The 12449-nt window shown below is 69.1% G+C and carries 10 protein-coding genes and 1 pseudogene; 8 read left to right on the top strand and 3 right to left on the bottom strand.

All coding sequences use genetic code 11. From position 1 onward, the window contains the following. A partial coding sequence (locus P3W85_RS30645) for a Bug family tripartite tricarboxylate transporter substrate binding protein (RefSeq protein WP_276267527.1) occupies nt 1-676 on the bottom strand: 676 nt, incomplete at its 3' end. A 19-nt stretch (nt 677-695) separates the two neighbouring features. Continuing rightward, nucleotides 696-1698, bottom strand: a pseudogene (locus tag P3W85_RS30640) (tripartite tricarboxylate transporter substrate binding protein). A 350-nt stretch (nt 1699-2048) separates the two neighbouring features. Between P3W85_RS30640 and P3W85_RS30635 the strand changes: the two are divergent. After that, nucleotides 2049-3209: an AraC family transcriptional regulator gene (locus P3W85_RS30635; RefSeq protein ID WP_276267526.1), complete on the top strand. Its 1161-nt coding sequence runs from the start codon at nt 2049-2051 to the stop codon at nt 3207-3209. 40 nt (nt 3210-3249) lie between these two features. Here the strand turns inward: P3W85_RS30635 and P3W85_RS30630 are convergent, their stop codons facing one another. Then, nucleotides 3250-3957 (bottom strand): GntR family transcriptional regulator, encoded by a 708-nt coding sequence (locus P3W85_RS30630; protein ID WP_017227081.1) that lies wholly within the window; start codon nt 3955-3957, stop codon nt 3250-3252. 368 nt (nt 3958-4325) lie between these two features. Here P3W85_RS30630 and P3W85_RS30625 point away from each other — a divergent pair, with 368 nt between their 5' ends. The 7 genes from P3W85_RS30625 to P3W85_RS30595 all read left to right on the top strand — a co-directional run. After that, nucleotides 4326-5936 (top strand): ABC transporter substrate-binding protein, encoded by a 1611-nt coding sequence (locus P3W85_RS30625; protein ID WP_276267525.1) that lies wholly within the window; start codon nt 4326-4328, stop codon nt 5934-5936. A gap of 113 nt (nt 5937-6049) precedes the next feature. After that, the gene (locus P3W85_RS30620; RefSeq protein ID WP_276267524.1) at nt 6050-6967 is read left to right on the top strand and encodes an ABC transporter permease; all 918 of its coding nucleotides are present in this window, start codon (nt 6050-6052) and stop codon (nt 6965-6967) included. Further along, nucleotides 6960-7844 (top strand): ABC transporter permease, encoded by an 885-nt coding sequence (locus P3W85_RS30615; RefSeq protein ID WP_017227084.1) that lies wholly within the window; start codon nt 6960-6962, stop codon nt 7842-7844. The genes P3W85_RS30620 and P3W85_RS30615 overlap by 8 nt, the downstream gene beginning before the upstream one ends. Then, a complete protein-coding gene (locus P3W85_RS30610; protein ID WP_017227085.1) occupies nt 7841-8854 on the top strand; it encodes an ABC transporter ATP-binding protein in 1014 nt (337 codons plus the stop codon). Before P3W85_RS30615 ends, P3W85_RS30610 begins: the two co-directional genes overlap by 4 nt. Nucleotides 8855-8887: 33 nt before the next feature. Continuing rightward, the gene (locus P3W85_RS30605; RefSeq protein WP_276267523.1) at nt 8888-9916 is read left to right on the top strand and encodes an ABC transporter ATP-binding protein; all 1029 of its coding nucleotides are present in this window, start codon (nt 8888-8890) and stop codon (nt 9914-9916) included. Continuing rightward, nucleotides 9913-11655 (top strand): AMP-binding protein, encoded by a 1743-nt coding sequence (locus tag P3W85_RS30600; RefSeq protein ID WP_276267522.1) that lies wholly within the window; start codon nt 9913-9915, stop codon nt 11653-11655. The genes P3W85_RS30605 and P3W85_RS30600 overlap by 4 nt, the downstream gene beginning before the upstream one ends. 51 nt (nt 11656-11706) lie before the next feature. After that, nucleotides 11707-12449: carboxyl transferase domain-containing protein (locus P3W85_RS30595; RefSeq protein ID WP_276267521.1), on the top strand; the 743-nt coding region annotated here is incomplete at its 3' end.

The raw sequence follows: 12449 nt of genomic DNA, 5'->3' as shown, positions 1-12449 counted from the left end.
GCAGGCGGCCGGTGGCCAGGTGCGGACGCGCGCCCATCACCGAGACGATGGCCGCCGGCACCTGGCCGCCAAGCAGGTCGTTCAGCTCCGGCGCCTCGCCCTTGTAAGACACATGGGTCATGTCCAGCCCGGCCGCTTCGTTGAAGACTTCGCCATAGAGGTGGCCGCTGGAACCGGTGCCGAAGGAGCCGTAATTGAACTGCCGCGGCTTCGACTTCACGAGTGCGATGAACTCCGCAAGGGTCCTGGCGGGCACCGAGCTGTGCACCGCGAACACCAGGCTGGTGGTGCCGAGCTGCGACACCGGCGCAAAATCCCGCACCGGGTCGAACGGGGCCTTGGCGTACAGGCTGGGCGCCTGGACCAGGGTGGTGATGGTAAGCAGCGCGGTATGGCCGTCGGGATCCGCCTTGGCCACGGCGTCCGCGCCGATCATGCCGCTGGCGCCGGGACGGTTCTCCACCACGATGGGCCGCTGCCACGCCTTGCCGAGCGGCTCGGCGATGGCGCGGGCCAGCACGTCGGTGGCGCCGCCCGCCGGATAGGGCACCACCAGCCGCACGGGCCTGGACGGAAAGCCCTGGGCACGGGCGGGCCGCAGACCCAGGCCAAGGCCGCCGGCGGCCAGGGCGCCGGCGCCGATCTGCTGCAATGCCTTGCGGCGCGTGTGCTGCATCGCTGCTCCTGAACAGGGCTCAGTCGAGCCGGATATTGAGTTTGCGGATCACGCCGGTCCAGTACGCCTGGTCGGCGCGGGCCACTTCGGCGAACTCGGCCGGACGCGATCCCTTCACGATCACACCGAGGTCGGTCATGCGCTGCCGGATATCGGAACCGGCCAGGATGGCGTTCACATCCGTCGCTACCTTTTCCACGATGGGCCGCGGGGTGCCGGCCGGGGCAAACAGGCCGAACCAGCCGGGCCCGTCCAGGCCGCGGTAGCCCAGTTCCTGGAAGGTCGGCACCGCCGGCAGCATGGGCGCGCGCGTTGCCCACCACCGCCAGCGGGCGCAGCTTGCCGGTCACCACGTGCGGCTTGAGCGCCATCACGGAGACGGTGCCGAGCGACACCTGGCCGCCCAGCAGGTCGTTGAGCAGCGGTGCTTCGCCCTTGTATGGCACATGGATCATGTCCAGGCCGGCGGCACCGGTGAAGACCTCCATATAGAGATGGGCGCCGCTGCCGGTGCCGTAGGTGCCATAGGAATAGGTCCTGGGCCGGATCTTTACCAGTTGCACGCCCTCGGCAAGGCTGGCGGGCATGGAGGCGTTGCCGGCCACCACCAGGTGCGAGGAGGCCAGTTCCGACACGGCGGCAAGGTCGCGCAGCGGATCGAAGGGCGGCTTGGCGTACTGGCTTGGCAACTGCACCACGCTGGTCAGCGTCAGCAGCAGCGTGTGCCCGTCGGGCGCTGCCTTGGCCACGGCGTCGGCGCCGATCATGCCGCTCGCGCCCGGGCGGTTTTCCACCACCACCGTGCGTTGCCACTGCTGGCCGAGCGGTGCGGCGATGGCGCGGGCGAGCACGTCGGTGGCGCCGCCGGCCGGGTACGGCACCACCAGGCGCACCGGCCGCGCCGGGTACGCAGCGGGCGCGGCGCCCTGCGCCAGCGCGCCCGGCAGCCCGGACATGCCGCCGCCCGCGGCCAGCGAGGCCGCGCCGATCCGCAACAGCGCCCTGCGACGATCTGCCTGCATCCTGCCCTCCCATCCTGAGGTGCCAAGCCGCGCCTCGAGGATACGAGGCCGGCAAGGGATGAGATTGCGCGATGCTGCGCTGCGTGGACAATGACCGTTCGGCCCAAAATGATTGGCCGAATCGTTCAGGGAAAAGCCTGCCTTCGGTAAATCCGGATTGTGCGCGGGCGCCGCCTCGGGCTAACTGGCGGGCACGGCCGGCACGCGACCGGCAGCTTCGGGAATGGATCCGGCCAACGAGATCCGGCCAACGCGCTGGCAAACGATCCGGCAGCCCCGGCCCGCAGGCTGGTGGCGCCGGGCACCGGCGATGCCGCACTTCCCAGGCGTCCAACGAGGACGAGGAGACCATGCATATCGCCGCACTCAGGGCGCCCGCGCCTTCATCGATGCCGTTGCCGGCCGGCGCCCGCAGGCACGGCGCCATGCTGCAGCGCCTTCACGAGGCGCCACGGGCCGATGCGGGCCGGCCCCCCGCCCGCCATACCATCGCCGTGCTGCAGGTGCACCAGATCGTGCAGGGCGCGCGGCGGCTGGGCTGCGACATCGAGGCGCTGCTGCGCCGCGCCGCCATCTCTCCCGCCTTGCTGCAGTCACCCAGCGCACGCGTGACCCAGGGCCAGTTCGCCGCGCTGATGCGCTCGCTGCGCCGCGTCACGCGCGACGAGTTCTGGGGCTTGCTGAGCCGGCCGGTGGCGCCGGGCGTGTTCGCCCAGGCGTGCCGGGCCCTGATCCATTGCGCCACGCTGGAAGATGCCCTGCGCGCCGGCTTGCACCAGTACCGCCTGCACCTGGACGATTTCGTGCCTCGCCTGCAGCAGCGCGGCAGCCAGGCCACCCTGCTGCTGCTGCCGCGCGCGCCCGCCACGCCCTGCCGCCTCTACGCTGAATCGACCTTCGCTTTCCAGGCCTATGGCGTAGCCAACTGGCTGGTGGCGCAGCGCATCCCGCTGGCCGCCGTCGACCTGGCCGCACCAGCCCCGGGGCCGGCCGCCGCGCCCGCCCGGCTGACCGACACCGAGCGCGTGTTCAATACCCAGGTGCGCTATGGCCAGCCGCACACTGCCCTGCATTTCGACGCCAGCTGGCTGCGCTTGCCGGTGGTACAGGACGCCAGCAGCCTGCAGGCCTTCCTGAACGACACTCCGCGCAACCTGCTGACCCGCTACCGGGACGATTCCTGCCTGGCCGAGCGCATCCGCCGTCACCTGCGCTGCCATCTCGACGGCGAACTGCCTTCGCTCGAGCAAATGGCGGAGGCCCTGCGCCTGACCCCGCAAACCCTGCGCCGCCGGCTGCGCGACGAAGGCCGCGGCTACCAGAGCATCAAGGACAGCCTGCGCCGCGACGCGGCCATCGGCTTCCTGGAGCACACCGACCTGCCGCTGCAGCAAGTGGCGCTGCGCGTGGGCTTTTCGGAACCCAGCGCCTTCCACCGCGCGTTCAAGAAATGGACGGGGGTGGCGCCGGGCGAATACCGGCAGCGGCAGATGATGGGCTGCGCGGCCTGAGCCGCGCGCCTGGACAGGGGATACGGCGGATGGCGGACGGCTAGATCGTCTGCAGCCGGAAACGCTCGATGGGCTCGGGGTGGGCCTGCTGCATATGCGACAGCACCTCGTTGCGCGAGTCCTGCATGATCTTGCGCATGGCGCGTTCGGCGGTCTCCGCGTCGCCGGCGGCAATGGCGCCCAGCACCCGTTCGTAGTCGGCCACGCTCTGCGCACGGCGCGCAGGCGTGATGTAGTCCATCGGCTGGCTGGTGACCCACAGCATCTGCCACACGCCATCGTGCGGCAAGGTCCGGTAGGCCTGGATCAGCTGGCGGTTGCCGCAGGCATGCATCAGGCCCACGCCCATGCGGCCGATCGCCCGCACGAAATCGATCAGGGCCGGCTCGGGCTCCCGGCCGAGCGCGCGCAATTCGTCCAGGCGGTCCCGCAGGGGCGCCAGCGCCGCCTTGTCCGGATTGATGGCGAGGTAGCGCACGGCCAGCGACAGCAGCGCACTGCGGATATTGAAGATGTCGATCAGGTCGTCCTGCCTGAGTTCGACCACGAAGGCGCCGCGCCGCGGCGCGATCTGCACCAGCCCCTGCTTCTCCAGCACGCGCAGCGCGTCGCGCACCGGACCGCGGCTGATGTCGAAGAGCTCGGCGATGGCCTGCTCCTTGATCTGCTCGCCCGGCGCGTATTGCCCGTTGAGGATGGCCTGCCCGAGATGCTTGGCGACCTGCTCGGGGATGGTGGCCGCAGTCATGCGCCGCCGCGGCGGCGGCGCGGCAGGCCGTGCTTCCAGATCCGGGTCGGGGGCATCGGGCCCCGGCGCGGCTGGCTGTATTCCAAAGAGTCCGCTCATGACAAGGAGGCCGCTGATTAGGATTCTGCCCATTCTATACAGCGGTCTCATCTGCGTAAATCGTCGATTGTTAACAATTAACCGTTGACGTAACGCCTAAGTGCTCCCATACTTTTTTTGCCACCCGCGGCGACCGACCGGGGAGCCGCAGCCGCGCATCGACACCGATGCGATGCGTTGCGGCCTCACCCCAAGGCGACCGGACCACGTATTCCATCGGGGGCGGAGACAACCAGCCGGCACCTTGCCGGCGCCACCGGAGAAGCACGATGCGCCAGCATTCGCTGCAGACCATGATCGGCGGGCTCCTGCTGGGGGCGCTCGCGTCCACCGCGGGCGCGCAAGCCAGCAAAGCACCACCCACTCCCACCGCCGCGCCCGCCACCGGCAGCCTGACCGTGGCCTTCGGCGCCGAGTCCACCACGCTGGACCCGGCCAAGATCTCCGCGGGTGTCGATCACTATTTCGTCGGCCAGATCTTCGAGATGCTGACGCGCCGCAATGCCGCGCTCCAGGACGAGAACTGGCTGGCCGAATCGTGGAAGCTGGAAACCGGAAAGGACGGCAAGCCGGTGCTCGACGTGCATCTGCGGCGCGGCGTGAAATTCCACAACGGCGATCCGCTCACCGCCGAGGATTTCGAGTTCTCCTGGCAGCGCCAGCGCGACCCGAAGAGCAGCTTCTTCTCGCACTATGTGTCGTCCGTCGAACGCTTCGAGATCCTCGATCCGCTGCACTTCAAGTTGTATTTCAAGGAGCCCGACGCGCAGTTCATCGTCGGCAATATGCAGCTCTGGGCCATGCCCAAGAAGTACATCCAGAAAGTGGGCGAGGAAGAATTCGCGCGCAGGCCGGTCGGCACCGGCCCCTGGAAATTCGTCTCGCGCACGGTCAAGGACGAGTTGAAACTGGAGGCCTTCGACGGCTACTGGAACCAGGCCAGGCGCCCGGCCATCAAGGAACTGACGATCAAGATCATCCCGGAGGACCTGACCCGGGTGGCCGCCTTCAAGACCGGCCGCGTGGACTGGATCGACAACGTGCCGCCGTCGATGGTGGAAGAGTTCAGGAAGATGCCGGGCGTGAAGACCGCCACCGTGGTCAGCGGCAACAACCTCTTCCTGAACTTCAATACCCAGATGCCCAAGTCGCCGTTCAACGACGTGCGGGTGCGCCAGGCGGCAGCCCACGCCATCGACGTCGACGCCATCATCAAGCGCGTGCTGTTCGGCCAGGGCGAGCGCTACGCGCAGATCGGCAAGGAATCCACCGGCTACGATCCGGCGCTCAAGCCTTACACATACGATCCCAAGCAAGCCCGCGAACTACTCAAGCAGGCCGGCTACCCGAACGGCTTCGACACGCCCTGCTACAACCTCACCACGCCGCGCGAACCCGGCATGAAGGAGGTCGGCGAGGCGATGTACGCCTACCTGTCCTCGGTGGGCATCCGCTGCCAGGTGCGCAACCTGGAGTACGGCGCCTGGATCAGCCTGGGCAAGCGCGGGCGCAGCGGGCCGCCCGAGATGGACGGCGTGCTGAGCTGGATGTGGTCGCAGGGCCTGCCCGGCGATCCCGGCCTGGCATGGTCCGGCCACCTGCATAGCTACGCGCCCGGCGGCTGGGGCACTTACTCCTATACCGCCGACAAGGAAGTCGATGCCCTGCTGGAAAAGCAGCGCGGCACCATGGACCCGGCCGCGCGCGCGGAACTGCTGCGCCAGATCGCGCGGATCAAGCAGGAACGCGTGCTGGGCGGCCTGCCCACCTACCGGCCGCTGGTGACCTTTGCCTGGCGCGAGGACAAGATCGACTACGTGCCCTGGCCCATCCGCGATTACTGGCGCGCCTTCCAGGAAATCAGCTGGAAGAAGAAATAGCCTGACAGCGGCCTTGCCGCCGTCGCGCAAGTCACCCGGCTGCCCGCACCGGCACGCCCGCCGGTCCCCGGACCGGCGGCGCGCGGCCGCGATCTCCCAACGAAGGAGTCCCCATGCCAACCGCCATCGCCAGACGCCTGCTGCACGGCCTGGTCAGCATCATCGGCGCCAGCGTCATCATCTTCGTCATCTCGCGCCTCTCCGGCGATCCGCTGGCTCTGCTGCTGCCAGCCGACGCGCCCGCCGAGGTGATCGCGCAAACGCGCGCGCACCTGGGTCTCGACCAGTCCGTGCTGACGCAGTACTTCTACTTTGTCAGCCACGCCCTCGGCGGCGACTTCGGCAACTCCTACCGCTGGCAGGTGCCGGCGCTCGGCCTGATCCTCGAACGGCTCCCCGCCACGGTGGAACTGGCGGTGGCCGCGCTGCTGTTCTCGGTGGCGATGGCCGTGCCCTTTGGCGTGCTGTCCGCCCTGCACCGCGGCTCGTGGTTCGACCGCTTCGCCAAGATCTTCGCCATGCTGGGCCAGGCCATGCCGAACTTCTGGGTGGGGCTGCTGCTGATCCTGTTCTTCGCGGTGCGCCTGAACTGGCTGCCGGCCTTTGGGCGCGAAGGGTGGAGCAGCCTGGTGTTGCCCGCGGTGGCGCTGGGCTGGTACCCGGTGGCGGCCCAGACCCGCATCGTGCGTTCGGCCATGCTCGATGTGCTCGACAGCGACTACATCCGCATGGGCCGCGCCATGGGCGTCCCGGAGCGCGTGCTGGTGTGGAAGTACGCGCTGCGCAACGCCGCCATTCCGCTGGTGACCATCCTCGGCGTGTACTTCGCCGCGATGCTGGGCGGCGCCTTCGTGGTGGAGGTGATCTTCGCCTGGCCGGGCGTGGGCCGCACCGTGGTGGAGGCCGTGTTCGCGCGCGACTTTCCGGTGGTGCAGGCCGGCGTGATGCTGACCTCCGTGCTGTTCGTGCTGTCCAACCTGCTGGTCGACCTGAGCTACAGCCTGATCGACCCGAGGATCCGCCATGGCTGATACCGCAAGCCCCCGCGCCGCGTTTCCCGGCCATGCGCTGCGCCGGCTGCTGCCGCGCGGCCTGCCATGGTTTGCCTGCCTGGTGTTCGCGCTGCTGCTGGCGTGCGCGATCGGCGGCGATGCTCTGCTGGCGCACGATCCCAACGGCCTCGATCTCGGCCTGGCCTTCCAGCCGCCGGCCTGGCTGGCGGGGGGCGACTGGTCCTACCCGCTGGGCACCGACAATATGGGCCGCGACGTGCTGGCCCGCATCATGGCCGGCACGCGCATCTCGCTGGTGGCGGCGCTCTACGCCATCGCGCTGTCGGGCGGCATCGGCACCGCGGTGGGCATGGTGGCGGGCTACTTCGGCGGCCGCGCCGACGCGCTGATCATGCGCCTGGTCGATATCCAGATGTCGATCCCATCGCTGGCGCTGGCCCTGGTGCTCGCCGCCGTGCTCGGCCCGGGCTTCGAGACCGTGGTGCTGGTGATCGTGATCACCTACTGGACCTGGTACGCGCGCATCGTGCGCGGCGAGGTGATGTCGCTCAAGGAGCGCGACTACGTGGCGCTGGCGCGCGTGGCCGGATGCGGCACGCTGGTGATCTTCCGCCGGCACCTGCTGCCCAACCTGCTCAACACGCTGCTGGTGCTCGCCACGCTGCAGGTGGGGCAGGTCATCATCTTCGAAGCCTCGCTGAGCTTTCTCGGCCTGGGCATCCAGCAGCCCGACGTGTCATGGGGGCTGATGCTGGCGGATGCGCGCAACTACATCACCAATGCGTGGTGGGTCATCACCATGCCGGGCCTGGCCATCATGGCCACCTGCCTGGCGTCCAACCTGCTGGGCGACTGGCTGCGCGATCATTTCGACCCGCGCCGGAGGCAATTATGAACGACATGCCGCAGACCACGGCCGCCGCGCCGATGCTGCAGGTGCAGGGCCTCACCACCCACCTCAGGCTGCGCCGCGGCGTGGTGCGCGCGGTGGACGGCGTCGACCTGCACGTGAATGCGGGCGAGACGCTCGGCGTGGTGGGCGAATCCGGCTCCGGCAAGTCGATGACGATCCTGTCGATCATGCGCCTGCTGCCGCGCCAGGGCGGCCCGGATGCCGTGCGGCTCGGCGGCAAGGTACTGCTCGATGGCGTGGACTTGCTGACCGTGCCGGAAAAGACCATGAGCGAGGTCTACCGCGGCCGCAGGATATCGATGATCTCGCAAGACCCGCTGACCTCGCTCAACCCGGTCTTCACCGTGGGCGACCAGGTCAGCGCGCCGGGGCGCTACCACGGCATCACCCACGGGCGCGGCGAGCGCCGCCGGAATGCCGCCGAGGTGCTGGCGCGCGTGCGCATTCCCTCGCCCGAGACACGCCTGGACGACTACCCGCACCAGTTCAGCGGCGGCATGCGCCAGCGCGTGGTGACCGGCATGGCGATTGCAAGTTCGCCGCGCCTGCTGGTGGCCGACGAGCCCACCTCGGCGCTGGACGTGACCATCCAGGTGCAGGTGATGGCGCTGCTGCGCCGCATCCAGGACGAGACCGGCGTCGGCATCATCCTTATCACGCACGACCTTGGCGTGGCCGCCAGCCTCTGCCAGCGCGTGGCGGTGATGTACGCGGGCCGCATCGTCGAGACCGGCGACGTGCGCACCCTGTACCGCCACCCTGCGCATCCCTACACCCGCGCACTGCTCGAATCGATCCCGCATTTCGGCCAGAGGAAGGAGCGGCTGTTCGCCATCCAGGGCACGCCGCCGAGCCTGATCGATCCGCCCTCGGGTTGCCGCTTCGCCGCGCGCTGCCCGCATCGCAAGCCGCTGTGCGACGACGCCTACCCGCCCGAGATCGACCTGGGCCAGGGCCACAAGGCCAGTTGCTGGCTGTTGTCGCCGGCATGAACGCGCCCGCCAACGTTGCCGAACGGAGATCCCATGCTGCTTGAAGTCAAGGACCTGCAGAAGCATTTCCCGGTACGCGGCACGAAGCAGGCCGTGCGCGCCGTGGACGGCGTGAGCTTTGCCGTCGATGCCGGGCAGACCTACGCACTGGTCGGCGAATCGGGCTGCGGCAAGACCACCATCGCCAGGCTGCTGCTCCTGCTGGAGCGCCCCACCGGCGGCAGCATCCGCTTCCAGGGCGAGGACGTCTTGAGCCTGCGGCGCGCCGGCCTGCTGTCCTACCGCCGGCAGGTGCAGGCGGTGTTCCAGGATCCATCCTCCTCGCTCAATCCGCGGCTGAAGGTGCGCACCCTGCTGGCCGAACCGCTGCTGGCGCACGGCGAGGGCGGCAACCGCGCCGCACTGCGCCGCCGGCTGGAAGAACTGCTCGATATCGTCGGCCTGCCCGCCGGTGCGCTCGATCTCTATCCGCACGAGTTCAGCGGCGGCCAGCGCCAGCGCATCGCGGTGGCGCGCGCGCTCGCGCTGCAGCCAAAGCTGATCGTGCTGGACGAGCCCACTTCCGCGCTCGACGTGTCGATCCGTGCCCAGATCGTCAACCTGCTGTCGGACATCCAGCGCAGCTTCGGCCTGGCCTACCTGGTGATTGCACACGACCTCGCACTGGTGGAACACTTCAGCTCGGCGGTAGGCGTGATGTACCTGGGCGCCATGGCCGAGAGCGGGCCCAGCGACAGCGTATTCGGCTCGCCGCGTCATCCTTACACGCAGGCCCTGCTCGGCTCCGCGCCGCGGCCGGACCCGGACCATCAGCCAGCGCTGGGCCTGATCCACGGCGAGATCGGCTCCGCGCTAAACCCGCCGCCGGGCTGCCGCTTTCATCCGCGCTGCCCGCACGCCATGCCGGTCTGCGCCGAACGTGTGCCGGTGCCGCGCGACATGCTGGCTACGTGTGGCGGCTCGCCCGCATCGCCGACCCATCTCGCCGCCTGCCACCTGCTGGGCCCCGATCGCCCCGCCGGGCAGGCCGCCATTTCCACCCAGGAGCTGATCGCGTCATGAGCCAAGCGCTTCCATCCCAAGCGGATTCCGACTACTTCGAGCAACTCGATGCCCTGCAGCAACGGCACTGGCCCAGCGCCGTGCCGCGGCAGGCCAGCTGGCCGCACGGCGAGATCGCGCTGACCGGATACCTGCGCGCGTGGGCGCGGCAGCGGCCCGCCCACCCGGCCGTCATCTTCTACGGCAACGAACTGAGCTATGCCGAACTGGACCGGCTGAGCGACCGCTTCGCCGCGCTGCTGCACGCGCAAGGCGTCAGAGGCGGCGACCGCGTCGCGGTGATGCTCGGCAACTGCCCGCAGTTTCATATCGCTTTCTACGGCATCCTGAAGCTGGGCGCCGTGCACGTTCCGGTCAATCCGCTATTCAAGGAGCAGGAGCTGATCCACGAACTCAACGACGCCGGCGCGGCCACGGTGCTGGTGCTCGACCAGCTGGCGCCGCTGCTGCAATCGGTACAGCCACGCACGCCGGTGCGCACCGTGTTCGTGACCGGCTACCGCGACCTGCTGCCGCGGACGCCCACGCTCCCGCTGCCGCCCGGCATCGACACGCCGCGCACGGTGCCGGCCGGCACCATCGACCTGATGCCGGCGCTGGCGGCCTGCCATGCCGCAGCGCCGCAGGTGACCCCCGACCTCGACGCGGTTGCCGCGCTCAACTACACCGGCGGCACCACCGGCATGCCCAAGGGCTGCGTGCATACGCAGCGCGACATGGTCTACACGGCCGCCACCGGCTGCACGATGTCGGGCGCGCTGGCGCCCGACGGCGGCGGCGCGGCGCTGGACGATGTCTCGCTGAATTTCATGTCGATGTTCTGGATCGCGGGCGAGAACATCGGCCTGGTGTACCCGATCTTCGCCGGCGGCACGCTGGTGCTGCTGGCGCGCTGGGATCCGGTTGGCGTGATGGCGGCAATCCAGCGCTACCAGGTCAGGCGCACGGTCATGCTGGTCGACAATGCCGCCGAGCTGATGGACCACCCCGACGTCGGGCGCTATGACCTGCGTTCCTTGCGCGCCACGCGCGTGTCCTCCTTCGTCAAGAAGGTCAACCCGGTGTTCCGCCGCCGCTGGTTCGAGCTGACCGGGAGCGTGATGGCCGAAGGGGCCTGGGGCATGACCGAGACGCACACCAGCGACACCTTCACCACCGGCATGCAGGACGACGACATGGACCTCAAGGGCCAGCCCGTCTTCGTCGGGCTGCCGATGCCCGGCACCCGCATCAAGATCTGCGATTTCGACACCGGTGCGCCGCTGCCGCTGGGGCAGGAGGGGGAAATCGTGGTGCGCACGCCCTCGCTGTTCAAAGGCTACTGGAACAGGCCCGAAGCCAGCGCCGAAGCCATCCGCGGCGGCTGGTTCCACACCGGCGACATCGGCGTGTACGACCCGCAGGGCTACCTGCACTTCCTCGGGCGGCGCAAGGAGATGCTGAAAGTCAAGGGCATGAGCGTGTTCCCGGCGGAAATCGAGGCGCTGCTCGGCCAGCATCCCGCGGTGATCGGCTCCGGCGTGATCGGGCGGGAAGACGCCGAGCGCGGGCAGGTGCCGGTGGCCTTCGTACGGCTGCACCCGCACGCGGAAGGCAGCCTCAGCGCCGGTGAACTGGTGCAGTGGTGCAGGGAGAACATGGCGACCTACAAGGTGCCGGAGATCCGCCTGGTGCAGCAGTTGCCGATGACGGCGACGGGCAAAGTCAAGAAGCATGAGCTTCAGCAGTTCCTGGCCTGAGCCGCCGGGGCTGGCAAAAGCGCCGCACATATTCCAAGGGAGCAGACAAGAATGAACGTTCACAACCGTGCAGAGGAGCTTGCCCTGCGCAAGGCGCAGGCCGCCCAGATGGGGGGCGCCGACAAGCTGGCACGCATCAAGGCACGCGGCGCCCTCAACGCGCGCGAGCGCGTCGAGGCGCTGGTCGATGCCGGCAGCTTCTTCGAGATCGGCATGCTCAACCACTCCGACGTGCCGGGCATGGAAGGCAAGACGCCCGCCGACGGCAAGATCTGCGGCGTGGGCCGCATCGACGGCCGCCCGGTGGTGGTCAAGGCCGACGACGTATCGGTGCTGGCCGGCACCGGCGGGCGCATCGGCAGCAGGAAATCGCGCCAGCTGGTGGCGCTGGCGCTGGACAAGGGCTATCCCATCGTCAACCTGGGCGAGGCTGGCGGGGCGCGGCTGCCCGATATCCAGGGCTCGGACGGACTCAGTTCGATGACGGTCGGCACCAGCCTCGCCCGGCGCGTGCGCCGCGTGCCGATGGCCGCCGCGATCCTTGGCGAGTGCTTTGGCAGCCCATCGTGGCACGCTGCCTTCGCCGACTTCGTGGTACAGGTCAAGGGCAGCGTCATGGCCGTATCCGGCCCGCGCGTGCTGGAGATCGCCACCGGCGAGAAGGTCTCCAACGAAGAACTTGGCGGCTGGCAGGTGCATGCCCGAACTACCGGCCTGGTCGACCGCGTAGCCGAGGACGAGGCCGGCTGCCTGGAAACCATCCGCGAGTTTCTTGCCTACCTGCCCTCGCACGC

This window comes from Cupriavidus basilensis, assembly GCF_029335485.1.
GTDB lineage: Bacteria > Pseudomonadota > Gammaproteobacteria > Burkholderiales > Burkholderiaceae > Cupriavidus > Cupriavidus basilensis_E.
This window is presented reverse-complemented; position numbering and strand designations above follow the sequence as displayed.

Excerpts from the sequence above, each read along its gene's own strand:
- P3W85_RS30635 (WP_276267526.1), top strand. The coding sequence starts at position 2,049 with ATGCATATCGCCGCACTCAGGGCGCCCGCGCCTTCATCGATGCCGTTG.
- P3W85_RS30630 (WP_017227081.1), bottom strand. The coding sequence starts at position 3,957 with ATGACTGCGGCCACCATCCCCGAGCAGGTCGCCAAGCATCTCGGGCAG.
- P3W85_RS30625 (WP_276267525.1), top strand. The coding sequence starts at position 4,326 with ATGCGCCAGCATTCGCTGCAGACCATGATCGGCGGGCTCCTGCTGGGG.
- P3W85_RS30620 (WP_276267524.1), top strand. The coding sequence starts at position 6,050 with ATGCCAACCGCCATCGCCAGACGCCTGCTGCACGGCCTGGTCAGCATC.
- P3W85_RS30615 (WP_017227084.1), top strand. The coding sequence starts at position 6,960 with ATGGCTGATACCGCAAGCCCCCGCGCCGCGTTTCCCGGCCATGCGCTG.
- P3W85_RS30610 (WP_017227085.1), top strand. The coding sequence starts at position 7,841 with ATGAACGACATGCCGCAGACCACGGCCGCCGCGCCGATGCTGCAGGTG.
- P3W85_RS30605 (WP_276267523.1), top strand. The coding sequence starts at position 8,888 with ATGCTGCTTGAAGTCAAGGACCTGCAGAAGCATTTCCCGGTACGCGGC.
- P3W85_RS30600 (WP_276267522.1), top strand. The coding sequence starts at position 9,913 with ATGAGCCAAGCGCTTCCATCCCAAGCGGATTCCGACTACTTCGAGCAA.